Origin of the sequence: Phenylobacterium parvum, assembly GCF_003150835.1 — a bacterium.
GTDB classification, from domain to species: Bacteria; Pseudomonadota; Alphaproteobacteria; order Caulobacterales; family Caulobacteraceae; genus Phenylobacterium; species Phenylobacterium parvum.
In genome coordinates this window covers 664,646-688,660 of record NZ_CP029479.1, presented here as the reverse complement: position 1 = coordinate 688,660, position 24,015 = coordinate 664,646, and the positions used below count along the sequence as shown (strand labels likewise).

Genomic DNA, 24,015 nt, shown 5'->3' with positions numbered 1-24,015 from the left:
GATGTGTCCGGGCCTTAATCGAGGGGCTAGGCTCGTTCCGGAAAGGGTTGGGGGAGGACCAGATGACGCCGCCACAGGGACGCTCCCTGCTGACCGACGGGGACGAGGCCGCCTTCTCCGGACGGCTCCTGGCCCTCGCCCGACGCACCGCCCTGGAAGAGGGCGCCGGCGCCCTGTCCACCGTCCGGCTCGCCCGGGAGGCAGGGGTTCCGAAGTTGACCGTGGAGAAGCGGTTCCGCACCCGGGCCGACCTGCTGGCCGCCCTCCAGGCCGACATCCTGGTCGAGGCCGCCGAGGCCTTGGTGGACGCCCTGGGCGGCATGTCGCCCCGTCGCCCCCAGGCCCTGGAGACTCTCTGCCGGCTGTGGGTCGCCCACTGGCTGGACCATCCCGCCCTGTTCCGCGTGGCCTTTCCGGAGGGGGCCGCCCCGCCGCGGACCGGGCCGCGCGATCCCCTTGCGCCCTTGGCCCCCTATTTCGAGGAAGGGCTGGACGGCGAGGGCGGAAGGGCGCGGGCTGACCTGCTGCTCTGCGCCCTGCACGGCATCGTCCAGGCCCAGCTGGGGCCGCGCCCCGGCGACTGGACCGAGCCCGGCGAACTGGTCGCCCTGGCGGTCGACGCCGCCCGGGCCTGAGACCCCGCCTTTACAGCCTGGCCAACCGGTTGTTCAAATCGTCTCCAGAAGCCCTGAAGGGTCCGGAGGAGACGACATGATCCCCGTTGAATTCACGCTAGAGGCCATCGAAGCGGCCTCGCAGGACGCCTACCTGCCCTACCGGGACTTCCTCCGCTCGGGCGAGCCCTACGCTTCCATCGCCCGGCACAATCCCTGGACGAAGGTCCCCTCCGCAAGGTCGGAACTCGAGTGGGGCCAGGGCTGGTACTACGACACCACCGTGGCGCGGAAGCACCCGGACTGGCGCGACCAGCCCCTGCCCCGGCCGACCCGCGAGATGGACCAGCTCCGGCGCGACTTCCACGACTGGGGCTACTGCCTGGTCGCCGACGCCCTGTCCGCCGAGCAGTGCGCCCGGATCCGCGAGCGCGTGGTCGACCAGGCCGCCGCCGAGCGGGACCTTGGCCTGGCCTACCTCAGCCCCGCCCAGCAGCACGTCTGGTCGCTGGTCAACAAGGGCGAGATTTTTCGACTCTGTCTCGAGCATGACCCGGAGGCGGTCCAGGGCGGGCCCATGATCGAGCGCCTGATCGACGAATTCATGGGGCCCGGCTGGCAGCACTACAGCTTCCTGTCGAACATCTCCTATCCGGGATGCCATCCGCAGGGCCTGCACCGGGACCAGTCCTTCCCCGCCCCCTACGACCTCGGCGGCGCCCCCGCCCTGGTGAACACCATCTCCTACCTGCAGGACGTGGACGAGGTGAACGGCGGCACCCTGGTCATTCCGGGCTCCCACCGCAGCAATGGCCGCGACGGCGAGACCTACGGCGCCCTGCCCCGCCCGGTGAACCTGGAGGCTCCCGCCGGCACGATCATGCTGATGGACGGCCGCACCCTGCACGCCGGGGCGGTCAACCGGTCGGACCGGCTGCGCTACATCCTCACCAATTCCGTGGTCCGGCCCTGGGTGCGCCAGCAGGAGGCCTTTCTCCTGAGCGTCCGCCCCGAGGTTCTCGCGAAGGCTTCGGAGAAGCTGCTCTATCGCCTGGGCTACTCAGCCCACTCCAGCAACAGCATGGTCGAAGGCTACGGGTATTTCGGCAGCGGGCGGGCGGGCGATCCCAACGGGGCCATCGTCCACGCGCGCCGGGCCATGGACAGGGGCGAATACGCCTGGATGGGCGAGCTCTCCCGCGACCGCTCCACCATCGCGGACGTCGAAGGGCTGGGCCTGACCCGGATCCAGCAGGAGAACGAGCCCGCCCGGACGGAGAGCTACGCCGCGGCCGTCGGCCGGATCACCGCCCTGTAGGAGCCGACTTCGGCTCAGCAGACCCCCTCCGGCCCGCTGCGCGGGCCACCTCCCCCTCGGGGGAGGAACAACCCAGCAATTGCTCCCCATCAGGGGGAGCTCCCGGCGAAGCCCGGTGAGGGGGTCAACGGCGTCTCAGCAGACCCCCTCCGTCCCGCTGCGCGGGCCACCTCCCCCTTGGGGGAGGAATTGGGCGCGAATTGCTCCCCATCAGGGGGAGCTCCCGGCGAAGCCCGGTGAGGGGGTCAACGGCGTCGCAGGACCGTCAGGGCTTCGCCTCGGCGTCGAGCTGGGCGGCGATGGCGGCGATCAGGGCGTCCTGGCGGGCCGACCGGTCGGAATTGGTCGCCTCGGGCCAGGCGCTGGAGACCACCACCACCAGCTTGCGGGCCGGGTCCACGTGCAGGCGTTGGCCGAAGATACCCAGGCCGTTGAAGACGCCGACGGGCTCCGTCCACCACTGGTAGCCATAGCCAAACCGGTCGCCCGTGGCGGCGTGCTCGCGGGTGGCGTCAGCGATCCAGCCCGCCGGGAGCACCGGACCCGCCGCGCCGGCCCCTCCGGTGCGCAGGAACTCACCCACCCGGCCGTAGTCGCGCAGGGTCATGGACAGGCAGCAGCCGCCGGCCTCCTGGCTCCGCTCGTCGATCATCCAGAGGGCGTCCTGCTCCATGCCGTAAGGCTTCCAGATCTTCTCGGAGAGATAGGCCGAGAGGGACTTGCCCGTGGCCGAGGTGACCAGAACCCCGATCAGGTTGGTCTCGCCGGTCTTGTAGACCCACTTGGCGCCCGGCGCGGCCTCCCGCGGCAGCTTGCGCATGTAGCTGACCGTGGAATCCAGGCCCGGATCGGCCGGGGTGGAGAACAGGAGGGCCACGTCGCTGTTGGGGTCGGTGTAATCCTCGTTCCACTTGACGCCCGAGGTCATGGTCAGGAGCTGGCGAACGCTGACCTGGTCGTAGGCGCTGCCGCGCAGGCCCGGAATGTAGCGGGTGACCTTATCGTCCAGGCTCTTGATGTAGCCGTCCTTCACCGCCGCACCGACCAGGGTGGAGGTCACCGACTTGGCGACCGAGAACGAGGTCCAGCGACCGTTCGGGCCATAGCCCAGGCCATACCGCTCAAGGCGCACCTTGCCGTCCTGCAGGACGAGGATGCCGGCGGTCTTCTCCGAGGTCATGTAGGCTGCAAGGTCGAAGGGCTGGCCGCCCACCGCGTTCACTGACAGGGGCGCGCCCGGCAGGAGGGCGTGGACCCTCTCGCCCCGCGCCGCCGTGCTGACCGGGAAGTGAGCTTCCATCTTCGGGAAGCCCGCCTCCTTCTGCGCCTGCGACCAGAAGAGGACGGAGGCCGCCGGCGGCGGCTTGTCAGCCGCGAGGGCCGGCAGGGCCGAGGCGGCGAGGGCGGCGGCGAGGATGAGGGCGCGCATGAATAGTCTCCGGATCGGGAGCATGTGGGTCAGGCCGGACCCGGGAGGGGGGCGGCGAAGGCGTGATGCGTCTGGCCGGTCAGAGCCGGTTGTGCGTCCCGTCGCAGAGCGGGGCGCCGCTGGTCTGCTTGCAGGCGCAGAAGTAGACGGTGCGGCTCTCGGGGGCCTCCCACTTCTGGGGCAGGAAGTCCGTGCCTTCGCGCAGGTGAGCCCCGTCGCAGAAGGGTTGGTTCTTCGACAGGCCGCAGGTGCACCAGAAATAGGCCTTGCCGGCCTCGACCTCGACCGGAATGGGAGCCTTGCCCGCCACAACCGCCTTGCGCTCCGCCATCTTGCGTCTCCCCTTGGGCCCCGTCGGCCCTTCGAGGTCACGGTAACGCCATCTCCGCCGGGCCGGAAGCCCCGCCGGATCAGCCGCCCTTGGCGGGCTTGGCCGACGCCTTCGCAGCCTCGGCCGCCTTGGCCGCGGCCTCGGCTTCTTCAGCCCGGGCGCCGGCGAGGATGCCCGGCAAGGCGTAGTTGCCCTCGTGGCAGGCGTATTCGTAGATCTCGCCGTTGAGGGCCGAGAACTCGTACTCGCCGCCCCAGGGCGCATCCCAGAGGGTGGGATCCTCGACCTGGAAGGCGTAGTGGACCCGGTCCTTCGCCACACGGGTGAAGCGCTCGGTGACCTTCAGCTTCTCCCACGAGCCACGATAGGCCTGGCGTGCGGGGATGTTGACGGTCTCGACCACCAGGGTGTCGCCGTCCCAGCGGCCGATGGAATCACCCATCATCGGCCGGATGCCGTCCGTACGGTGGGTTCCGTTCAGGCGGATCATCCGCACGTCGTGGACCATCTCCACCAGGATGGCGACCGTCTCGGGGCCCTGAACGATCTTGTAGTTGTTGTTGTAGAACCCGTTCGGGAACATGGGCGGGCCGGCGTTGCGGCCGAAGGACAGGATGCAGCGCTCGCCGAGGGCGCGGGTCTCGGGATTGTCCGCCGACCGCTGGAACATGGCGGCGTTGAAGCCGGCCGGGGCCGGGGCGCCGGCCTTGCGCTTGGGCGCCTGCCCATCCGGCGTGGTCAGGAAGGAGGTGCGCGGCTCGCCCCGTACCCGCATGACGGTGGAGCCCGGCTCCAGCCAGCCCCGGTCGTAGCCGCCCACGGCGCCGCCGGCCGCGGCGAACTCGGGCCGGACGCCGGCAGGAATCTCACCGCCGACCTTAGGGGCCCCCTGCTCCGGATCGATGCTCTGATTGCCGCGCTCGACCTCGCTGACGGCCTGGGACTCCAGTTTCCGGACCTCTTCCTCGGTGTAGGTCGCGCGGGTTCCGAGGGCTGGGGGCCGGGTCTCGGGGGTCAGGGAGGCGTTGCTCCAGTTCCCGGACAGGTCCGGCTGGGCATACATGTTGCGCGGCGCCTTGAAGGGCGGGGCGGCCAGGGCCGGAGCGGCGCCGAGGGCCAGGACGAGCGCGATCAGGGCGGGCTTGGACATGCTTCCTCCGGAAGGACTGGCCGGCTGAAGCGACCTTGGCCCAAGTCTAGGGCCACCCGCAGGGCGGGGCAATCGCCCCGGGAGCCCATCAGCGGGACGCAGGACGGGCGCTGAGGAAATCTGCGGCCGAGAAGCCCTCCGGGGCGGCGACTTCGGTGATGGGATCGTCCCGGTCGTCGAACTCCAGCCTGAGGGCCCGGGTCATGATGGCGTGCATGCCGTAGAGGGCGGTGATGTAGGTGAACTCCAGAATCTCCTCGTCGCCCCAAAAGGCGCGCAGGGCCTCGAACACCTCTGGAGGGGTCCGGCCCGATCCCGTGGTGAGGCAGTCGGCGTAGGCCAGCACGGCCCGCTCGCGCGCGTCAAAGACGTCCGATACCGCCCAGGCGGGAATCGCCCCGATCTTTTCCTCCGGCACGCCCAGGCCCCGCAGGGACTTGCAGTGCTGGGAAAAGACGAACTGGCTGCCATGCGCCCAGCCGGCCCGGGTCTGGCCCAGCTCGCGCAGGACGGGATCGATCTTGCGGTCGGGATGCCGGTAGACGCCAAAGCCCTCCACCGCATGGCGGAAGATGTCGGGCGCCAGGGCGAAGACGGTCCACCAGTCACCCGGCGTGCCTGTGGCGGTGCCCGGCTCGGCCACCGGGTCCCGGCCCGGGCCGAACAGCAGGTCGTAGTAGCGGTGGATCAGGTCCGACCCGACCTCGGCGCGGGGAACCTGGCGCAGGACGGGCATGGCCTCAGCCCCCCGTCCGGGCGGTCTGGATGGGGGCGCCGCCGGCGTCCAGCACCAGGCCCTGGCTGCGGCCGCCGTCCGCCGTGGCCGCCTCGTGCTCCACGTCCGCCGGGCCCATGGGCCGGGTCCAGGCGGCGAACTCCAGGCAAACCCCATCGGGATCGAAGAAGTAGACCGAGCGCACAAAGACCTCGTCCGTCACCTCGGCGCTGATCTGGAAGGCCGAGTCGTCATGGTTGAAGACCGGCGAGACCTCGATCCCCTTGGCCTTCAGCCGCTCCACGTAGGCGTCGAATTTCTCGGCCGGCACATTGAAGGCCAGGTGGTTCATGGAGCCATGGGCGGTCACGAGCCCCCCCTCGTGCGGCAGGGTCCGGGGCGAGGACACGCCCGGCGCGTGCGCCGGGGCGTCGGGGAACCAGAAAAAGGCCAGGGAGTCCCCATTGCCGATGTCGAAGAAGAAGTGCTGGCCCGACTTCATCGGCAGCTCGATCGTCTTGACCAGGGGCATGCCCAGGACGTCGCGGTAGAACGCCACCGTACGGGCCATGTCCTGGCAGACCAGGGCGATGTGGTTGACGCCTCGGATGTCGAACTCGGTGTTGGCGGGGGCGGGCATGGCGGGAAGGTCTCCGACTGGGATCAGGCCGCTAGCTGATCCCCTTGCCTCGCCGCCGTCAAACCCCCTTCAGCCCCCTGCCCGCCGGCAACATCCGGACAGGACCTCCCCAGAGGGGGTCGTGACCACCGCCTCGTAGGGGGCGAGGAGGTCCGACATGCCGTCCGAGCAGCCGTCGGGACGGCGGACCACCGCCAGCTGGCCGAGGGTCCTTCCCGGCCCGGACAGGCGCTGCACGAAGACCCGGGGATCGCCTGTCGCGCCCCGCCGGGGGCCGGCGAGAAAGTCCTGATCCTTCAGCCCGGGCCGGCTCATCCGCGCCCGTCCGCCTGAGGTCTCCAGCCCCCAGAAGGGTTCGGTCCCCGAGCACTTCAGGGGCGCAGGCGAGGGATCTGCGGAGCCTGGCGCCAGCCGGTCGGCAGGGGCCCAGGCCGGGCGGTCGCCCGGTGCAGCCAGGACCTCCCAGACCCCGCCGCCGGGCCCCTCGGCCCACCGCCCCGTGAGCACCAGCCCGGAGGTTCCCGCCGGCAGGCTTCCCGCCGGTCCGGACCCCGGCTCGGGACCCGCGCTCAGAGCCACAGGGCCCGGGCCCGTGACGGCGTAACGAAATCCCGGATCCGGCGTACGCAGGCCCGCGCCTCCGGCCAGGGCCAGGAGCCCAATGGCCATAAACAGCCGGACCCGGACGGATCGGCCCACCTCAGGCCTTCCGCCGCATGACGCGCATGTCGGGAAGGCCGGCTCCGGGGGTCTCGATCCCCAGGGCCTGGACGATTCCCGAGAAGACCTCGGCCTCGGTCATGTGGCGACCTGGCTCGGGCCGCCCGCTCAAAGGGTCGAAGCCGTAGGTCATCAGGGTGTCCGGATCGACGCCGCCCAGCATCTTGCCGCCGTTCGCCAGGGGCGAAACGATCAGGGCGCCGTTGTTCAGGTCGTGGCCCGAGCCGAAGGTCATGGCGCCCTCGGGGCGGCTGCGGCTGCGGCCGAACTCGGTGGCCACGTAGAGGAGGCTGTGGTCCCAGTAGCTCTTGCCCCCCGCCAGTTCCTCGCTCTTGAGGAGGGTGATCAGCCGGTCGGCCACGCTCAGGACCCGGCTCCACATCAGGGACTGCACCTCGCGGTGCGCCTGGTGCGAGAAGTCGAAGGCGATGGGCGTGTTGCGCATGTCGCCCGCCGACAGGCCGCCCCGGCCCAGGGCCGCGCCCTTGTTGAAGACCGCCGAGTTCTCCGGCCCGAGGGTCACGGTGGAGGCGACGCCGCAGCGGATCAGAAGGAAGGCCAGGGCCGCCTGGCTCTCGATGGGATCAAAGCCATAGGCGGGGAAGGCCTCGCGGACCTTCTTGGCCAAGGGCGAGGACTTCAGGCCGTGGGACCTGAGCGGCATGTCCTCGGAGTCCGGATGAACCATCAGCTGGGTGATCAGGTCGGCGCCTTCGATGTCCCTCAGGGGCGCGCCGCGCAGCTCGAACCAGCGCTTCAGCCGATCGGAGGCGGCGAAGGTGCTGGCGAACTCCGACTCGGGATCCAGGACTCCATCCCGGAAGTCGCGGGCGGCCTGGAACAGCTTGCGGTCGGGCGCGTCCTTCACGCCCCGGTAGCCGTCCAGGGACAGGGGCCAGAGGTTGGGGGCGGGCACCCGCTCGCCGTAGGCGGAAGACGGGAGGGAATCATCCGTACCGCGATCGGTGAAGGAAGTGCCGTTGATCAGGTGGACGTTGGGGATCGGCCGGCCAGCGCCGTAGGTCAGGGCGGTGGCCTCCTGCAGGGTCCGGCCGCGCCAGGCGGCGTTGCCGGTCACCGACCGGTGCTCGGCCACCCCGTGGTTCACGCTGGTGCCGGTGTAGGTCACCACCATCATGTCGGAGGCGTGCCGCTTCACGAACTCGGACTGGTTGGCCGTGAAGGGGGCGGGTATGGCGCCGATGGTCTTGCTGGAGAAGTCGATGGCCCGGAAGGGCCCGCCGCCCGGCGACTGGACCAGGGAGTCCGGCCAGGCGTTCAGGATCTTGCCATTCCGGCTCTCGGATTCCCGCACAGCCAGGAAGGAATCGACGATGGAGCAGCCGCCGCTTCCGCCCAGGACGATCAGGAAGCGGGGCTCGGGGCCCTCCCCCTTGCGGCGGGCGGCGGCCAGGGCGGCGCCGGGCGCGGCGAGGCCGGCGGCCATGCCGGCGAGGACACCGCGGCGGGAGGCGGTCGGGGTCGAGGCTCTGTGGGTCATGTCCCGGCTCCGGATTCAGTAGAAGGTGGCTTCGGCCGAGGAGGCCAGGGCGAAGCAGGCGAGGACGGTCTGGTCGGCCTGGCCCTTCCGCGACCGGCCGGTGCGCGCTTCCAGGCCCTCGAGGAAGCCGGACATGCGCTGGCGCTCGCCGTCGTCGGCATCGCGGCGAAGGATGCGGTCGTACAGCCGATCGACCAGCGCTTCACGCCAGGCCGCGTCCGGGCGTCCCGCGGCGGGCTTGAACAGGATGGCGGTCGCCGGGTCGGCCTTGTCCCGCGCCACCCGGCCGGAGCAGACCTGCAGGGCCACCCGGTCAAAGGCGATGGGCGAGGCCAGGGAGGCCTGGTCCAGGGGCTGCATGATGCGGATCTCGTAGGGATCGACGCCGCCCAGGACAATACGGAAGGCCTTGTCGGCGCAGTCGTACCGCGACAGCTCAAGGCAGATCTCGTTGCGGGGGATCTCCAGGGACTCGGACAGGTCGCGAAGGTAGCGCTCGCCGTCCTTGAACTTGATCCGCGGGTCCGGCGAGGCGGGGGCCGGCCCCTGGGCCAGGGCGGGCGCGGCAGGCGCCAACAGGGCGGCGAGCAGGGCGATCAGGGTCAGGATGCGCATTTACGGCCTCCCGTAGGCTTCGGTGAGGACCAGGGCGTGCAGCATGCGCTCGGTCCGGTAGTTGAACTTGTCCTGCGCCTTCAGCCCCTTCCACATCAGGGTGAACTCGGTCTGGTCGGCGGGACCTGGCTCGCGGCCCACCATCAGCTTCCAGTAGTCCCAGACCACCTTCTGGGCGAAGGCGTCGGAGTTGGCGGCCACCTGGCTCCACTCCATCAGGTTGGCGACCTTCTGGCCAAAGATCTCCCCGGCCTCAGGAGCCTCCACCACCCTGGGCCCGTCCGTGCGGACGAAGTTCTTCAGGCGGTTGGGGTTGTAGTTGTTGCGGATGATCCCGTCGTAGCGGGTGAAGGGATAGGTCAGCGGATCCAGGGTCGAGTGGCAGACGGCGCAGGCCGGCGCCGCCACGCCCTTGGCGTCGTAGTCCGCCGGCTCGCTGACCGCCGGATGCAGGCCCTGCATCCGAGCAAGGTCGAGGCCGAGGTACTGGCGATAGGCCGCCGCCGCCGTGGTCCGCGGGATGGGGGTGAACATGGTGTTCACGGTCGTGAACCAGCGGGTGGTGATCATGCCGGCGCGCTTTTCCCGGGGCACGGTCTGTCCGGCCTGGCGCAGGCCGCGCATGCCCTCCTCGGGGACGGGCTCGAAGGTCGGCGGGGAGTCGCTGACCCGCTTCACAAAGTCCTGGCCGGTCAGAAGGCCGCGGACGTCCCGGTCACCGGTGTTGAGCCAGGCGAAGAGGTTATAGTCCCACTCATAGTCGGCCAGCGGGATGGAGCCGGCCCGCGGACCGGCCTTGATGCTGTCCACCGGGCTGATCTTGGCGTTGGCCAGGTTCCAGAGCACGCCGTTGACCCCCAGCCAGTAGGGGGTGCGCAGGCACTGGTCGAGGCGGTCGGACAGGGCGCCGCGCCAGGCGGACTCATTGGGCAGGAGGCGGCGGAAGGCCTCGGTCTCGGCCCGGGTGGGCGAGCGGCCACAGACGTCCAGGGTCACCTTGCGATAGGCGTGGGCCGGATCGTAGCCACAGGTGTTCCAGCGGCCGGCCGCGGCGGTCCGGGCCTGGCCGGGGGTGCAGCCCGCCGAGGTCGGCTGGCTTGAGGAAAGCTCGGGCTGGGAGCCGGCGATCAGTTCGGCCAGGTTGGAGACCCCGTCTCCGTCGGCGTCCAGGGCCTCGACGGCCTTCAGGGCCGCCGGCAGTGCGGCGATATAGTCGGCGTCCGAAAGGGGCCGCGCCGCCCCGGGGGCGAGGTTGGCCGCCACCTGCTCGCCGAACAGGTTTCGGGCGGGGGGAACGGTGTGGCAGGTCGTGCAGTTCACCACCGGCGAGGCGGCGCACACGTGGGCGTTCGGATAGATCTTGCAGAACTCCATGGAGCCCGGGGGCTTGGCCACCGCCCGGGGCGCCGGGCCGGCCAGGCCCGCCGCCACGACGGACAGCCCCACGGCGCCGATCACCGCCGCCCAGCCCTTCAGGCCCCACACTCCGCGCACACGCCCCGATGTCATTCCTGCGATCCCCCCGAAAGCCAGCAGCCGTTCCCTCGCACGCCAGCGCCCCCTGTCAAGTTAATGGCCCGCAAGAAACCCCCTGACCCCGCACACCGCCTCGGCTAGGAAGGAAAAAGCCTTCGAAGGAGACCCATGGCCATGCAAATCGATCTGTCCGGGCGCGTCGCCCTCGTCACCGGCGGGGGCCGGGGCATCGGCCGGGCCATCTCCCTCTTCCTGGCCGAGGCCGGGGCGGACATCGCCGTCAACTACCGCTCCGACGCCGACGCCGCCGAGGAGACCGCCGCCGAGATCCGCGCCATGGGCCGGACCGCGCGCACCTATGCCGCCGCGGTGGAGGACTTTGACCAGGACGCCGCCATGGCCGAGGCCGTGGTCCGCGACTTCGGGGGCGTCGACATCCTGGTGAACAACGCCGGCATCGCCAGCCGCGGCCAGTCGGTGGCCGACACCGATCCCGCCGAGATGGAGCGGGTGGTCCGGGTCCACGCCTTCGGCCCGCACTATCTCTGCAAGCTGCTGATCCCGCAGATGCGCACCCGCGGCCGGGGCGACATCATCATGATCTCCTCCGTCGCCACGATGGGCATGGCCGCCCGCGGCGGGCCCTACAACATGGCCAAGGCGGCGATGGAGGCCCTGGCCCTGACCATCGCCAAGGAAGAGCGCGCCCATGGCATCCGCTGCAACATCGTCGCCCCGTCCCTGACGGTCACCGAGATGGGCAAGCGCCTGACCAAGGCCACCACCGGCCTCGCCGACATCCACGAGCTGGACGCCCGCTCGCCCTTCGGTCGGGTTTCCACCCCCGAGGACGTCGCCGCCGCCGTCACCTGGCTGGTCTCGTCGGCCAACCCCTACGCCAACGGCCAGAAGATCAACATCAACGGCGGGGGGTGACGCGCTCCTCCAGCAGGAGACCGTCCGCCAGCAGTTCCAGGTGGAGGGCGATCAGCGTCTCGCGCTCCTCCCAGGGAAAGTCCGGGCGGGCGATCAGCAGGGAGACCAGGCCATGCAGCCCGGCCCAGAGGGACTGGGTCAGCAGAGTCACCTCGCCTGGTCGGGTCAGACCCGCCGCCGCCAACCGCTGTATGCGCCGGCGGAAGTCCCCAAAGGCCTCCAGGCCGGCGGCCAGGACCCTGTCCCCATCGACGTCCGGGTCCGCCGCAGGCTTCTCCAGCATGAAGGCCACGCGATAGGCGTCCGGTTGCTCCAGGCCGAAGTCGATGTAGGTCCGGCAGGTTCGCAGGAAGCCGTCCCGGGTCGGCCCGTCTTCATCCCCCTGCGCCGCCTGGCGCCTCCGGAGTTCGGCGAAGGCCTGGGTGCAGACCTCCATCCGGAGCGCGTCCAGGCTGCGGAAATGGGCATAGATGGCCGGTTGGGAGATCCCGACCACGGCGGCGATCTCCCGGGTCGAGACGCCCAGGACCCCACGCTCGGCATAGAGGGCGAGCGCCGCGTCCAGGATTTCCTGGCGACGCTCCCCCCCGTGGCCACGGGGCTTTCTCGGCGATCGAACGGCGGAGACGAGCATGGCTCGGCCTAGGTTCCTCGAACCGGGTTGACAAGGCCAGATAAGTTATCAGTGATAACTAATCACTGTTCAGTTGTCCTGGATCCCATGTCGATCGTGTCCTCCGGCCTGTCTTCGGGCGCCCCCCGGGCCCTCGCCCTTCTCGGCCTCCTGGCGCTGGCCGCCTGCGGGGGTCGGGACCCTGTCGCCGCGCCCCAGCCGCCATCGGTGGAGACCGCCGCCGCGGCCTCCGACCTTGCGGGTGGCGGCCTGACCGTCACCGGGACCCTGGAGCGCCAGCGGGAGATGAACCTGTCCTTCCGCGTCGGCGGGGTGATGACGGCCCTGTCGGTGGATGTCGGGGACGCCGTGGCCGCCGGCCAGGTGCTGGCGCGGATCGACCCCTCGGCGGTCAACGCCCGGGTCACCCAGTCCGAGTCCGAGCTGGAGCGGGCCCGCCGCGACCTGCGCCGGGACGAGGCCCTCTTCGCCCAGGGCTATGTCAGCAACCAGCGCGTCGAGGACCGCCGCAGCGCCCTGAAGGCCGCCCAGGCCGCCTATGACGCCGCCGCCTTCGACGGCCGCTGGTCCAGGCTGGTCGCCCCCGCCGGGGGCGTGGTTCTGGAGCGCGCCGCCCAGGTCGGCGAGGTGGTCCAGCCCGGCCAGACCGTGGTGCGCCTGGCCGACCTCGCCAGCCCCCTTGTCCTGCGCGCCGGGGTCGCCGATCGGGACATTCCCCGCATCGCCCCGGGCCAGCCGGTGACCGCGACCGTGGACTCCCTGCCCGGCGAGGTCCTTTCCGGACGGGTGGTCCGGGTCGGCCAGGGAGCCGACCCGCGGACCGGCGCCATCCCGGTCGAGGTGGAGCTTCCCGGCCGGCGCGATTTGCGGAGCGGCCTGACCGCCAAGGTGACCTTCCCCGCCGTCGCGACAGGCGACAGCAGCGTACGGGTGCCCGCCGAGGCCCTCCTGGAGGCGAACGGCGACAAGGCGCATGTCTTCCGGCTGAAGGGCGACCGGGCCGTCCGCACGCCCGTGGTCTTCCTCGGCTTTGAGGGCGACGACGCCCGGGTCCGCGGCCTGGCCCCCGGCGAGCGGGTCATCACCGCCGGCGGCGGCTTCATCAGCGACGGGGAGCGGGTGCGCGTCGCCGATCCCCGCGCCCTGGCCGGCGCCGTCCGATGAACTTCGACATGGCCGGCTTCGCGGTCCGCCGCTGGCAGTTCACCCTCGTCGCCTTCGCCCTGCTGGCGGCCCTGGGCCTCAACGCCTTCTTCTCCACCCCGCGGTCCGAGGACCCGCACTTCCCCCTGCCCATCGTCATCGTCCAGGCGGTCCTGCCCGGCGCCGAGCCCTCGGAGATGGAGCAGCTGGTGGTCGATCCCATCGAGCAGGCCCTCGACGGGCTGGATTCGGTGAGCCAGATCCGCTCGACCAGCCAGGATGGCGTGGGCGTGGTCGATGTCGAGTTCAGCTACGACGTCGATCCCGAGCGCAAGTACGACGAGGTCGTGCGCGAGGTGAACGCCCTGCGCGGGACCCTCCCGGACGGTCTCGCCCGCCTGGAGGTCCGCCGGGCCCGAACCACAGAGGTCGCCATCGTCCAGGTCGCCCTGGTCAGCGACACCCTGCCCATGCGCCGCCTGGAAAAGGCCGCCGACCGCCTGCGGGAGCGCCTCGCCCGGGTTCCCGGGGTGCGGCAGGCCCGCTACTGGGGCGCGCCCTCGTCGGAGGTGCGCGTCTCGCTGGACCTTCCCCGGCTGGCTGCGCTGCAGCTTCCCGCCTCCGCCGTGGCGGACGCGCTCCGGGCCCGGGGCGCAGAGGCGCCGGTCGGCGCCGTCCAGGCCGGTGACCGGCGCTTCAACGTCAAGAGCGGCGGGGCCTTCAAGACCCTGGAGGCCGTGGCCGACACCCCCGTCCGCAGCCAGGGCGGCCAGGTCGTGCGGGTCCGCGACGTGGCCAAGGTCGAATGGGCCGAAGATGAGCCCACCCACCTGACCCGGTTCAACGGCAAGCGCGCCGTCTTCGTCACCGTGACCCAGAAGGACGGCCAGGATGTCGGCAAGATCACCGCCGGGATCCGACGCGCCCTGGACGAGCAGGAAAAGACCCTGCCCGCCGGCGTGAAGCTGGAGCGGGCCTTCTTCCAGGCCGAGAACGTCGATCATCGCCTCAACAACCTGTTCCGCGACTTCGCCATCGCCCTGGGACTGGTCCTGATCACCCTCCTGCCCCTCGGCTTCAGGGCGGGGGTGGTGGTGATGATGTCCATTCCCTTGTCCCTGCTGATCGGCCTGGCCCTGCTCCAGGCCTTCGGCTTCACCCTCAACCAGCTGTCCATCGCCGGCTTCGTCCTGGCCCTTGGCCTGCTCGTCGACGACAGCATCGTGGTGGTCGAGAACATCGCCCGGCGGATGCGCGAGGGCGAGGACCGGGTCTCCGCGGCCATCAACGGGACCCGGCAGATCAGTCTCGCCGTGATCGGCTGCACCGCCGCCCTGATGCTGGCCTTCCTGCCCCTCATGGCCCTTCCCGGCGGGGCGGGGTCTTATGTCCGTTCCCTGCCGGTCACCGTCCTGGTCACCGTCGCCGCCTCGCTCCTGGTGGCCCTGACCATCATTCCCTTCCTCGCCAGCCGCATCCTGTCGCGCCATGAGGACCCGGAGGGCAACGCCCTGCTGCGCGCGGTCAACAACGGGATCCAGAGGTTCTACGCCCCCGTGCTGCACGTCGGCCTCGCCCGTCCGGTGCTGACCACGGCCGTGATCCTCGGCCTGTGCCTGACCGCCATCCCCATGGCCCGGGCCATCGGCACCAGCCTCTTCCCGCCGGCAGAGACCCCGCAGTTCCTGGTGCGCATCGAGATGCCCGACGGGACGGCGCTGGCCAGGACGGACCAGGCCCTGCGGTATGTCGAGGGCGCCCTCGCCCGCGAGACCGAAGTCGCCTGGCGGGCCGGCAACCTGGGGCGCGGCAATCCGCAGATCTTCTACAACCAGCAGCAGAGGGAAAGCAGCGCCAGCTACGCCGAGGTCTATGTCGGACTGAAGGCCTGGCGGCCCGGCGAAAGCGAGAAGGTCGTCGCCCGCCTGCGCGAGGCCTTCGCCCGCTATCCCGGCGCCCGCATCACCCTGGTCCTGTTCGAGAACGGCCCCCCGGTCGAGGCGCCCATCGAGGTGCGCTTCACAGGGGAGAACCTCGACGTCCTCAAGGCCGGCGCGGCGCGCATCGAGCAGATCCTCAAGGCCACGCCCGGCGCGCGGGACGTCAGCAATCCCCTCGGCGTCGACCGCACCGACATCGACCTGGGCCTGGACGAGGCCAAGGCCGCCGCCCTGGGCGTGCCCGTCGGCGCCGCGCGCCGGGTGGTGCGCCTGGCCCTGACCGGCGAGGAGGCCGCGCGCTTCCGCGACGCCGACGGCGACGACTATGCGGTCAAGGTGCGCCTGCCCATGGACCGGGTCGGCGCCGGCGACCGCAACGACCTGGAGATCCTGGGAGCGGTCTACGTGCCGACCGCCTCGGGCGCGGCGACGCCCCTCTCGGCCCTGGCGGCGCCCCGACCGGTGATCAGCCCAGCCCGGATCGACCGCTTCGACCGTGAGCGCACCGTCACCGTCTCGGCCTTCCTGGAGCCCGGAGCCCTGGCCTCCGCGGTCGGAGGCGAGGTGGAGACGCGCCTGAAGGACCTGGCCATCCCGCCTGGCTACCGTCTCAGCTTTGGCGGGCAGGCCGAGGCCCAGTCCGAGAGCTTCTCGGGCCTGGGGGCGGCCATCACCGTCGCCATCTTCGGCATCCTCGCCGTGCTGGTGCTGGAGTTCGGCCGGTTCAAGAGCGCCCTGGTGGTGGCCGGGATCATCCCCCTGGGCCTGTTCGGCGCCGTCTCGGCCCTGGCCCTGACGGGGAACTCCCTGTCCTTCACGGCGGTGATCGGCATCATCGCCCTCATGGGGATCGAGATCAAAAACTCGATCCTGCTCGTCGACTTCACCGAGCAGCTGCGCCGCGAGGGCGTCCCCCTGCGCGAGGCCATCGAGCGGGCCGGCGAGGTGCGCTTCCTGCCGGTCCTCCTGACCAGCATCACGGCCATCGGAGGCCTCATCCCTCTGGCGCTGGAGCGGTCGGGCCTCTACTCGCCCCTGGCCATCGCCATCATCGGGGGGCTGGTGTCCTCGACCGTGCTCAGCCGGATCGCCACGCCGGTGCTCTACTGGCTGGCCGCGCGGGGCGAGGAGAAGGCTGCGGCCTGACAGGCCGTCGCCCCTTCCGGCCCGGAGCGAAGCTGACTGAGGGGGTCAACGGCGGCTCAGCTGCTCCCCTCCAGGTCCCGACCTACAGCGCCCGCGAGTGCCTTCCCTCGGCCTCGCGGAAGTAGACGTCGAAGACGGCGCAGATGCTGCGGACCACCAGACGGCCGGCCTCGGTCACCTTCAGGCGCGAGCCCTCGCTCCGGACCAGGCCGTCGGCGGCGAAGGCCTCGAGGCGCGACAGCTCGTGCACGATGTCGCGGGGGCTACGGCCATAGCGGGTGGTGATCTCGCCCAGGTCCACCTCGAAGTCGCACATCAGCCGCTCGATGATCTCGCCGCGGAAACGGTCGTCGGCGGTCAGCCGCACGCCACGCGCCACGGGCAGGCCCTCATGGTCCAGGGCCTTGCGCCAGGCGATCTCCTGCGAGGCGTTCTGCACGAAGCCCTGCGGCAGGCTACCGATGGAAGACGGCCCAAGGCCCAGCAGGACCTGCGCCGGATCCGTCGTGTAGCCCTGGAAGTTGCGGCGCAGCCGGCCCTCGGCCTGGGCCTTGCAGAGGTCGTCCTCGGGGAGGGCGAAGTGGTCCATGCCGATCTGGACATAGCCCTCGGAGGCCAGCCGCCGGGCCGCCGCGTCGAACTGGTCCAGGCGTTCCGAGGCGCCAGGCAGGGCGTTCTCGTCGATCAGCTTCTGGTGGCTCTTCATCCACGGAACGTGGGCGTAGCCGAACAGGGAGATCCGCTCGGGCCGCAGGGTCATCAGCTGGTCCACCGTCGCCCGGGTGTTGGCCACGGTCTGGCGGGGCAGGCCGTACATCAGGTCCATGTTGATCGAGCTGACCCCGCCGTCACGCAGCCAGCGCACGCAGTCGGCGATGTGGTCGAAGGACTCGGGGCGGTTCACCGCCGCCTGCACCTCGCGGTCGAGGTTCTGAACCCCCAGGCTGGCGCGGGACAGGCCGTTGACGCAGGCGGTGGTCACCCACTCCTTGGTCAGGATCTCCGGGTCGAGTTCGGCCGCCAACTCCAGGCTGCCGGCAAAGCGGAAGGCCCCCGACAGGGCCCCCAGGACCGAGCGCACCTCCACCGGCGTCAGCATGTTGGGCGTGCCGCCGCCGAAGTGGATGGACGAGACCCGCAGCCGCCGCCGGCCCAGGGCCTTGTGCAGGGACAGGAGCTCCTTCTCCAGGTAGACCACATAGGCCGCCACCGGCCCGTGCCCGTTCACCGCCCGCGTGTTGCACCCGCAGTACCAGCACAGGCGCGAGCAGAAGGGCACGTGGATGTAGAGCGACACCGCCTCGTCGTCCGGCAGGGCCTGCAGCCAGTCGGCGTAAATCTCGGGCGTCACCTCGTCCGAGAACTGCACCGCCGTCGGATAGCTGGTGTAGCGCGGCGCCCGGCCGTCGTACTTCTCGATCAGGGCGTCACGGCCCAGCCGCGCAGTCGTTGCGGACATATCCCCCTCCGGTCCGGCGCCCCCAAGGGGCGTGGGTCGTCAGCCTATCCCCGGAATCCCCGACCCTGCGCCGTGACGCAGATCAAAGGGCCCCGCCCCGGGCAGGCGGCTGTTCAGGGGCGATCCTCCCCCGAAACCATGAAGAGGAAGTGTGCGGGGGGCCGCAGCCCCCCTACCCGGCCATCTCGCAGATGCGACCGGCCTTGGCGTCGGTGTAGCCAGCCGGGGTCCAGGCGAGTTCGCCGTTCACCAGCACAGCCTCCACCCCCACGGAGTCGCGGGTGTAGCGCATGCCTTCTCCGGGCATGTCGAAGATCGGGCGCTCCTCGCCGCGGGCGATGCGGTCGGGGTCGAACACCACGATGTCTGCGGCGTGGCCGGGCTTGAGCAGGCCGCGGTCCTTCAGGCCCCAGATGGCGGCGGTCTCGCCGGTGATCTTGGCCACCGCCTGCTCCAGGGTCAGGGCCCCCGTGCCGCGCACGAACTCGCTGAACAGGTAGCCCGTATCGCCGTAGGTGGCGAACGAGGCCAGGTGCGCCCCGCCGTCGCCGGCGCCGATGTGCACGTCGGGCCGGGCCAGCAGGGGGCCGATGCGGTCGGTGTTGTCGTGGCCGCCATTGGCCGACAGGAAGGCCACGTCCAGTCCATGCTCCAGCGACACCTCGATCAGGGCCAGGGCGCAGGACTGGCCGCGGGCGTCGGCGATCTCCTTCAGGGTCTTGCCCGCCAGGTGGGCCGGGGCCTCTCCGCCGCCGCGCACGACAAGCCGGCCCATCAGGCGCTCGCCGCCGTCGGGACCGGCGTCCTCCACCATGCGCGCCACCGTCTCGGGGTCGGTCAGGGAGGCGATCCGCGCCTCCAGGGGCTGGCGCAGCACCCGCACCCAGCGGGGCAGGCGGGCGAAGAACAGGCTGGGCCGCAGCAGGGAAAAGCTGATGTCGATGGGCCGGGTCTGCATCTGCGGCCAGACCCGGGCGCCGCGGGCGAACTGCTCGGCCGAGCGGTTAAGGATCCGGTCCACGCTGGCCGGCGTCTGGCGATTGTCGAACACCGGCGAGTAGGTGGTGGGGATGCCGTGCTTCAGGCTCAGCTCGGCCAGCTGGTCGATACGAGCGATGGTGATGTCGGCGTCGTAGAACTCCGGCACGATCTGCAGCATCCGGCCGAACTCACCCAGCACCGCGCACAGGGCGTCCAGCTCGGCGAACTGGGCGAAGCGGCTGGGCACCGGGCGGGCGTTCTCGTCCACGTCGACGAAGCTGGTGGACAGGCCGATGGCCCCGGCCTCGAGGCACTGGCGCAGCACGCCCTGCATGGCGCTGATCTCGTCCGGACTGGCGGCGCGCTGGTTGGCCTCAGGCCCCATCACCCAGACACGGATGACGCTGTGCCCCACCAGGGGGGCGACATTGATGGCCAGCCCCTTCTCCAGGGCGCGCCGATAGCCTTCCCAGTCCTCCCAGGTCCAGTCGAAGGCGATGGTGAAGGCCTCGGGCGGCAGTTCCTCGATCTGCTGGAACATGCCGATGACCGCCTGGCGGTCGCCGGCCCTCAGGGGCGCCATGGAGAGCGAGCAGTTGCCCGGGATGATCGAGGTGACGCCATGCTCCAGGCTGGGCTTGGCCGCCCCGTCCCAGAGGAGCTGGACGTCGAAATGGGTGTGCGGGTCGATGAAGCCCGGCGCCACGGCCTTGCCGCCGGCGTCCAGCTCGGCCCGGGCCGGACCGTCCACCTTCGGCCCCAGGGCGGCGATCCTGCCGTCCTTCACGGCCACTTCGCCGAGGAAGGCCGGCGCGCCCGTGCCATCCACCACCCGCGCATTGCGGATCACCAGGTCATACATGCCGCCTCTCCCGTGTCTTCGGACATACTCGGACGCGAAACCCCGGACGGGCAAGCCCTTCCTCTCGCCCTGCCCCGACGTCAGGGCAGCGAACCGGGCCGGAAGGGGTCAACGGTAAGGGGGTTTGACCCCCTCACCCGGCTCCGCCGGGAGCTCCCCCTCGGGGGAGCAATTGGCTCAGTCATTCCTCCCCACCAGGGGGAGGTGGACCGCGCAGCGGGCCGGAGGGGGTCAACTGGCTCGCCGCGGATGTCCTGGCCGGGCGGCGCTCAACGCCCCGCGGCTCCGTAAAGTCCCTTCAGCACCTGCCGCCAGGGACGTCCGACCAGGTCGCCCGCCCCCGCCGCCCCGCAGCCGGCCAGCACATCAAAGCCAGCCTCGGCGTCCAGCACCACGGGCGCCACGACGCCGTTCTCGAACCGCACGCTGAGGGTCAGCTCAGCATCGCCGTCATGACCGGCGGAGACCTCCGCCGCGACCACCACGGCCTCGCCGCCCGCCCCCGCCCCTGCACCCGACTGGCTCAAGACCGCGGCGGCTCCACGAAGACCACGTCCCCGCCCAGCAGGAGGCCGCGGGGCTTGCGCATGGCGAAGATGTGCAGGTTCCAGCCCCGGATCCGGTCCATCGCTTCCTCGAGCGGCAGGTCCGGCAGGGCCCGCGCCGCCAGCGCCTCCAGGGTCTCGTCCGGCTCCGGCGTCACGAACCGCCTCTGCACGGTGAGCGTCATGGGGGGCCTCCTCGGCTGTGAGGCGGCCACTGTGCCACGGCGGCGGCGGCGGGGGCAATCTCAGGCGGCGGCGCCTGTCCCCGCCCACAGAAACTCATGCGCCGTCCAGAATTCCGCGATACCCGAGCGCCGTTGGGCGATGTACCCCTCGTCCGGCGTCAAGAAGGGCATCGGGCCCTGCCAACCGGCCTCTCCGGCAACGGTGGCGAAACGACGCGGCGCCTGCGGGCGCAAACAAGGAGACCTGATATGGTTCGCATCGTCACGACGTGGGGCGCCTATCATGAGCCGCCGTACAGCGAGGAGGAGATTGAGGACTTCTACCGCCGCACGGCAAACATCGTCGGCTTCACTCGGCCAGGGGGTTCCCGGCGGACGACGGCGTCTTCGACGGCCGCCCAGCCGGAGGCGCCCCAAGGCGGCGAGGGTCCGGGCGATCCGGACCTCCCCCCGGCTTCGCCTTCCCCTACCGACCCGTGAAGACCGGGGCCCGCTTTTCCAGGAAGCTGGCCACGCCCTCGCGGTGGTCCTCGGTCTTCATGAGGGTGCGGATGGTCTCGATGGCCCAGCCGCCCAGCTCGCGCGGATCGCCATAGGCGGCGCGGCGCAGGCCTTCCTTCATGTAGCGCAGGGCCAGCGGCGGGTTGCAGGCGATTCGGGCGGCCAGGGCCCGGGCGCGGTCCATCAGCTCGGCGTGCGGGGCGACCTCGCGGACCAGGCCGATGCGCAGGGCCTCGTCGGCGTCGATGACGTCTCCAGTGAAGAGCAGCTCGGCGGCCTTGGCCGGGCCGACGATGGCCGGCAGGCGGTAGAAGCCGCCGACGTCGCAGGTCAGGCCGCGCTTGATGAACAGCTCGGCGAACTTCGCCTTCTCGCTGGCGATGCGGATGTCGGCGTAGAGGGCCAGCTCCATGCCCCAGCCCACCGCCGCCCCGTTGACGGCGGCGATCACCGGCTTGTCGCACTCCAGGGCCGCCATGGCGGCCGGCGTCGGGGCGTGGCGCACCGTCGGGGGCGGCGGGATGGCGGGCTTGGGCCCGGCCATGATCTCGCGCACGTCGTCGCCCGAGCAGAAGGCCGGGTCGGCGCCGGTCACGATCACGCAGCGGGCGTCCGGGTCCCGGACGGCCTGGCGGAAGGCGCGCTCCAGCCGGTCGTAGGCGTCGAAGTTGAGGGCGTTCCTCTGCTCGGGCCGGTTCAGCGTGATGACCGCCACATGGTCCTCGACGCGGTAGGTGACGGTCTCGTTCTCGCCGCTCATCTCGGGCCTCCCCCCGGTGTTTGCGCCATGATGGCGGGCGCAGGACGGGGGGGCAAGGCGGGCCGGGCGCCGGATGTGGAAAGGGCCGGGGATCGCTCCCCGGCCCTCGCCGTCGTCCTAGGTTTGCGTCCGCCTTACGGCAGGCGCGCCGTCAGCGAGACGCCGATGACGCGGGGCTCGTTCACGAAGGCGGTGTTGTTGTTGAAGTCGATGCCGCCCTTGATGTTGCTCTCGTCGGTGATGTTCCGGCCGAACAGCGCCACCTCCCACGAGCCGTCCTCGCGGGCATAGCCGATCTTCAGCCCGCCCTCGAAGTTGCCGTCGGAGTAGAATTCCTTGGATTCATAGAGGAACAGGTTGGTCTTGCCCTGGACGTTCCAGTCGGTGAAGGCGAACAGCTCCCCGCCATTGCCGATGGGCAGGTTGAACCGCGCGGTCACGTCGAAGATGTATTCCGGCGCGTTCGGGAAGGGGTTGCCGTTGACAAGGGCGCGCTGCTGGGCGTTCACCGGGTCGGTGATCGTGCACTGGGCGCAGACGCCCACCGCCAGCTTGTTGTCCTGGATCTCGGTGTCGGCATAGCTGTAGCCGGCGGTCAGGACGAGGTTCTCGCTGACCACCCACTCGCCGTCGACCTCGAAGCCCACGGCCTGGCCCTCCTGGGCGTTGAGCAACTGCACGATGTTGCCAGCGCCGCCGACCGCCGTGAACTGCGGGTCATTGACGGTGTAGGTGAACACCGCGCCGTTCAGGCGGACGCGGCGATCGAAGAGCTCGCTCTTGAAGCCGGCCTCCCAGGACAGGATGGTCTCGGACTGGGCCACCGAGGGGGCGCCGAAGAAGGCCACGTCGCGGCCCTGGATGGTCGGGCCGCGGAAGCCGCTGGCCACCCGGCCGTAGAGGCCGACCGTGTCGCTGACCGTGTAGAAGGCGCTCAGGTCCCAGCTGAACTGGTCGTCCGAGACGTCAACCTTCGCAAACGGGATCGGCGCGACGATGTTGGTCAGGGACTTCTCGTCTCGGGTCCAGCGCAGGCCGGCGGTCAGCTTCCACGCTTCGGCAAGCTGGTAGGAGGTCTGGCCGAAAAGGGCCCAGGAGGTGTTCTCGTGGCGCAGTTCGGTGGGGGCCACGAAGCCGGGATCGGTGCGCAGCACCATCCGGGAGTCGAAGTAGTAGGCGCCCACCTGCCAGCTGAGCGGACCGTCGAGGTCGCTGGCCAACCGGATTTCCTGGGTCACCTGGTCGAGGTCCTTGATGCCGTCGGCGGTGTCGGACGGGAAGGGGATGAAGCCGGGGCCGTTGGTCATGTTGCCGCCGTCGATGTCGCCGCGGCTGAAGCCGTTGGTGGTCTCATAGGCGGAGATCGAGGTCAGGGTGGCGAAGGGCAGCTTGTACTCGATCCTCAGGGAGGCGCCGGAGCCGTCATAGGACTGCGGGTTCCCCGAACCGCCGTCGAAGAAGACCTTGTCGCGCTTGTAGTTGCCGTTGAGGCTGTTCCCGCCCTTGGTCAGGATGTTGGCCCGGAACACCGCCGAGGTTCCGTCCAGAGAGCGATTGTGGAAGGCCAGGAGGGCGCTGAGGTCCTCGGTGGGGGTGAGCAGCAGCTGGAGGCGGAAGGCCGTCTCCTCATAGCCGCCCAGGGCGTTGTTCTTGTTGGTGAAGGCGTTGTCGATCCAGTCGTCGCGGCGCTGGACCAGGACGGAGGCGCGGGCCGCCAGCAGGCCGTCGACAAGTGCGCCGCCGACGCCGCCGTCGAGGGTAAGGGTCCCGTAGCTGCCATAGGTCGCCGTGCCGCGCGCCGCGAGGCTCTGGCTGGGACGGATGGTGTCGAACTTGACGATGCCGGCGGTGGTGTTGCGACCGAACAGGGTGCCCTGGGGCCCGCGCAGCACCTCCACGCGGTCCAGGTCGAACAGGGGCGTGCTCTTCAGGACGACGTTTTCCATCACCACGTCGTCCATGATGACCGAGACCGGCTGGGAGGCCGCCAGGTCGAAGTCGGCGTTGCCGAGGCCGCGGATGTAGAAGCGCGGGGCGACCCGGCCGTTCGAGGACTCCGCATAGAGTGAGGGCACGCGGGAGGACAGGGTCAGGATGTCGTCGCCCGCCGCGAACAAGCCCTGGAGGCGCTCGCCCGAGACGGAGGCTACCGACAGGGGCACGTCCTGCAGGTTCTCGCTGCGCTTCTGGGCGGTGACCACCACCTCCCCGACGGTCGTCTCCTGGGCCAGGGCCGGCGCGCCAAGCGCCAGGGCGGCGGTCAGGGCCGCGGCGCCGCAGGAAAGGGTCAGGCGGCTCTTGGCCGACGTCGACTTGATCATGGGAAATCCTCGCGAAGTCCGCCGCAGTCGCGGCCACATGGGCCGGGACGCCACCCAGCCCTTCAGAACGTGGATGCAAGGGCTATTTGGGCC

21 protein-coding genes and 1 riboswitch are annotated in these 24,015 nt (G+C 70.7%); of the genes, 5 read left to right on the top strand and 16 right to left on the bottom strand.

Going from position 1 to position 24,015, the window contains the following annotated elements:
- Positions 1-62: 62 nt before the first annotated feature.
- Together HYN04_RS03250 and HYN04_RS03245 are read left to right on the top strand one after the other, a co-directional pair.
- Positions 63-635, top strand: a complete 573-nt coding sequence (locus HYN04_RS03250; protein WP_162599521.1) for a TetR/AcrR family transcriptional regulator — start codon at positions 63-65, stop codon at positions 633-635.
- Positions 636-711: 76 nt separating this feature from the next.
- Complete coding sequence (locus tag HYN04_RS03245) at positions 712-1,932, top strand: phytanoyl-CoA dioxygenase family protein (protein ID WP_110449430.1); 1,221 nt, start codon at positions 712-714, stop codon at positions 1,930-1,932.
- A 265-nt stretch (positions 1,933-2,197) separates the two neighbouring features.
- Here HYN04_RS03245 and HYN04_RS03240 read toward each other — a convergent pair whose 3' ends face one another.
- The 9 genes from HYN04_RS03240 to HYN04_RS03200 form a co-directional block, all read right to left on the bottom strand.
- Positions 2,198-3,361: a serine hydrolase domain-containing protein gene (locus tag HYN04_RS03240; RefSeq protein ID WP_110449429.1), complete on the bottom strand. Its 1,164-nt coding sequence runs from the start codon at positions 3,359-3,361 to the stop codon at positions 2,198-2,200.
- A gap of 79 nt (positions 3,362-3,440) precedes the next feature.
- A complete protein-coding gene (locus HYN04_RS03235) occupies positions 3,441-3,692 on the bottom strand; it encodes a CDGSH iron-sulfur domain-containing protein (protein ID WP_110449428.1) in 252 nt (83 codons plus the stop codon).
- A gap of 79 nt (positions 3,693-3,771) precedes the next feature.
- Positions 3,772-4,842 (bottom strand): hypothetical protein, encoded by a 1,071-nt coding sequence (locus HYN04_RS03230; RefSeq protein WP_110449427.1) that lies wholly within the window; start codon positions 4,840-4,842, stop codon positions 3,772-3,774.
- Positions 4,843-4,930: 88 nt separating this feature from the next.
- Positions 4,931-5,578 (bottom strand): carboxymuconolactone decarboxylase family protein, encoded by a 648-nt coding sequence (locus HYN04_RS03225; protein ID WP_110449426.1) that lies wholly within the window; start codon positions 5,576-5,578, stop codon positions 4,931-4,933.
- 4 nt (positions 5,579-5,582) lie between these two features.
- Positions 5,583-6,197, bottom strand: coding sequence for a VOC family protein (locus HYN04_RS03220; RefSeq protein ID WP_110449425.1), 615 nt, complete (start codon positions 6,195-6,197; stop codon positions 5,583-5,585).
- A gap of 69 nt (positions 6,198-6,266) precedes the next feature.
- Positions 6,267-6,896, bottom strand: coding sequence for a COG3650 family protein (locus tag HYN04_RS03215; RefSeq protein ID WP_110449424.1), 630 nt, complete (start codon positions 6,894-6,896; stop codon positions 6,267-6,269).
- A gap of 1 nt (position 6,897) precedes the next feature.
- Positions 6,898-8,418: a hypothetical protein gene (locus tag HYN04_RS03210; protein ID WP_110449423.1), complete on the bottom strand. Its 1,521-nt coding sequence runs from the start codon at positions 8,416-8,418 to the stop codon at positions 6,898-6,900.
- A gap of 15 nt (positions 8,419-8,433) precedes the next feature.
- Entirely contained in the window at positions 8,434-9,033 is a 600-nt protein-coding gene (locus HYN04_RS03205) for a hypothetical protein (RefSeq protein WP_110449422.1), read from the bottom strand.
- Entirely contained in the window at positions 9,034-10,542 is a 1,509-nt protein-coding gene (locus HYN04_RS03200) for a hypothetical protein (protein WP_162599520.1), read from the bottom strand.
- Positions 10,543-10,683: 141 nt separating this feature from the next.
- On the opposite strand from HYN04_RS03200, the gene HYN04_RS03195 reads away from it, so the two are divergent.
- Positions 10,684-11,445: an SDR family NAD(P)-dependent oxidoreductase gene (locus HYN04_RS03195; protein ID WP_110451272.1), complete on the top strand. Its 762-nt coding sequence runs from the start codon at positions 10,684-10,686 to the stop codon at positions 11,443-11,445.
- On the opposite strand, the gene HYN04_RS03190 is transcribed toward HYN04_RS03195, so the two are convergent.
- Positions 11,429-12,079 carry a TetR/AcrR family transcriptional regulator gene (locus tag HYN04_RS03190; protein ID WP_110449420.1) on the bottom strand — a complete coding sequence of 217 codons (651 nt, stop codon included), beginning with the start codon at positions 12,077-12,079 and terminating at the stop codon, positions 11,429-11,431. The genes HYN04_RS03195 and HYN04_RS03190 overlap by 17 nt on opposite strands.
- Positions 12,080-12,166: 87 nt before the next feature.
- Here HYN04_RS03190 and HYN04_RS03185 point away from each other — a divergent pair, with 87 nt between their 5' ends.
- Complete coding sequence (locus tag HYN04_RS03185; RefSeq protein WP_110449419.1) at positions 12,167-13,243, top strand: efflux RND transporter periplasmic adaptor subunit; 1,077 nt, start codon at positions 12,167-12,169, stop codon at positions 13,241-13,243.
- Positions 13,240-16,308, top strand: a complete 3,069-nt coding sequence (locus tag HYN04_RS03180; protein ID WP_110449418.1) for an efflux RND transporter permease subunit — start codon at positions 13,240-13,242, stop codon at positions 16,306-16,308. Before HYN04_RS03185 ends, HYN04_RS03180 begins: the two co-directional genes overlap by 4 nt.
- Before the next feature lie 82 nt (positions 16,309-16,390).
- On the opposite strand, the gene hemN is transcribed toward HYN04_RS03180, so the two are convergent.
- From hemN to HYN04_RS03145, 6 genes are all read right to left on the bottom strand, one after another.
- Positions 16,391-17,767, bottom strand: a complete 1,377-nt coding sequence (gene hemN / locus HYN04_RS03175; protein WP_110449417.1) for an oxygen-independent coproporphyrinogen III oxidase — start codon at positions 17,765-17,767, stop codon at positions 16,391-16,393.
- Positions 17,768-17,939: 172 nt separating this feature from the next.
- Complete coding sequence (locus HYN04_RS03170; protein WP_110449416.1) at positions 17,940-19,610, bottom strand: N-acyl-D-amino-acid deacylase family protein; 1,671 nt, start codon at positions 19,608-19,610, stop codon at positions 17,940-17,942.
- Positions 19,611-19,879: 269 nt separating this feature from the next.
- On the bottom strand, positions 19,880-20,137 hold the full coding sequence (locus tag HYN04_RS03165) for a hypothetical protein (RefSeq protein ID WP_110449415.1): 258 nt from the start codon (positions 20,135-20,137) through the stop codon (positions 19,880-19,882).
- Entirely contained in the window at positions 20,134-20,340 is a 207-nt protein-coding gene (locus tag HYN04_RS03160) for a hypothetical protein (protein ID WP_110449414.1), read from the bottom strand. Before HYN04_RS03160 ends, HYN04_RS03165 begins: the two co-directional genes overlap by 4 nt.
- A gap of 150 nt (positions 20,341-20,490) precedes the next feature.
- Positions 20,491-20,588, top strand: a riboswitch (SAM-I-IV-variant riboswitch).
- 218 nt (positions 20,589-20,806) lie between these two features.
- Complete coding sequence (locus HYN04_RS03150; RefSeq protein ID WP_110449412.1) at positions 20,807-21,601, bottom strand: enoyl-CoA hydratase/isomerase family protein; 795 nt, start codon at positions 21,599-21,601, stop codon at positions 20,807-20,809.
- 134 nt (positions 21,602-21,735) lie between these two features.
- Positions 21,736-23,922 carry a TonB-dependent receptor gene (locus tag HYN04_RS03145; protein ID WP_110449411.1) on the bottom strand — a complete coding sequence of 729 codons (2,187 nt, stop codon included), beginning with the start codon at positions 23,920-23,922 and terminating at the stop codon, positions 21,736-21,738.
- Positions 23,923-24,015 lie beyond the last annotated feature (93 nt).

Coding starts and splice junctions, on each gene's coding strand:
- HYN04_RS03250 (WP_162599521.1), top strand. CDS start 63: ATGACGCCGCCACAGGGACGCTCCCTGCTGACCGACGGGGACGAGGCC.
- HYN04_RS03245 (WP_110449430.1), top strand. CDS start 712: ATGATCCCCGTTGAATTCACGCTAGAGGCCATCGAAGCGGCCTCGCAG.
- HYN04_RS03240 (WP_110449429.1), bottom strand. CDS start 3,361: ATGCGCGCCCTCATCCTCGCCGCCGCCCTCGCCGCCTCGGCCCTGCCG.
- HYN04_RS03235 (WP_110449428.1), bottom strand. CDS start 3,692: ATGGCGGAGCGCAAGGCGGTTGTGGCGGGCAAGGCTCCCATTCCGGTC.
- HYN04_RS03230 (WP_110449427.1), bottom strand. CDS start 4,842: ATGTCCAAGCCCGCCCTGATCGCGCTCGTCCTGGCCCTCGGCGCCGCT.
- HYN04_RS03225 (WP_110449426.1), bottom strand. CDS start 5,578: ATGCCCGTCCTGCGCCAGGTTCCCCGCGCCGAGGTCGGGTCGGACCTG.
- HYN04_RS03220 (WP_110449425.1), bottom strand. CDS start 6,197: ATGCCCGCCCCCGCCAACACCGAGTTCGACATCCGAGGCGTCAACCAC.
- HYN04_RS03210 (WP_110449423.1), bottom strand. CDS start 8,418: ATGACCCACAGAGCCTCGACCCCGACCGCCTCCCGCCGCGGTGTCCTC.
- HYN04_RS03205 (WP_110449422.1), bottom strand. CDS start 9,033: ATGCGCATCCTGACCCTGATCGCCCTGCTCGCCGCCCTGTTGGCGCCT.
- HYN04_RS03200 (WP_162599520.1), bottom strand. CDS start 10,542: ATGACATCGGGGCGTGTGCGCGGAGTGTGGGGCCTGAAGGGCTGGGCG.
- HYN04_RS03195 (WP_110451272.1), top strand. CDS start 10,684: ATGCAAATCGATCTGTCCGGGCGCGTCGCCCTCGTCACCGGCGGGGGC.
- HYN04_RS03190 (WP_110449420.1), bottom strand. CDS start 12,079: ATGCTCGTCTCCGCCGTTCGATCGCCGAGAAAGCCCCGTGGCCACGGG.
- HYN04_RS03185 (WP_110449419.1), top strand. CDS start 12,167: ATGTCGATCGTGTCCTCCGGCCTGTCTTCGGGCGCCCCCCGGGCCCTC.
- HYN04_RS03180 (WP_110449418.1), top strand. CDS start 13,240: ATGAACTTCGACATGGCCGGCTTCGCGGTCCGCCGCTGGCAGTTCACC.
- hemN (WP_110449417.1), bottom strand. CDS start 17,767: ATGTCCGCAACGACTGCGCGGCTGGGCCGTGACGCCCTGATCGAGAAG.
- HYN04_RS03170 (WP_110449416.1), bottom strand. CDS start 19,610: ATGTATGACCTGGTGATCCGCAATGCGCGGGTGGTGGATGGCACGGGC.
- HYN04_RS03160 (WP_110449414.1), bottom strand. CDS start 20,340: ATGACGCTCACCGTGCAGAGGCGGTTCGTGACGCCGGAGCCGGACGAG.
- HYN04_RS03150 (WP_110449412.1), bottom strand. CDS start 21,601: ATGAGCGGCGAGAACGAGACCGTCACCTACCGCGTCGAGGACCATGTG.
- HYN04_RS03145 (WP_110449411.1), bottom strand. CDS start 23,922: ATGATCAAGTCGACGTCGGCCAAGAGCCGCCTGACCCTTTCCTGCGGC.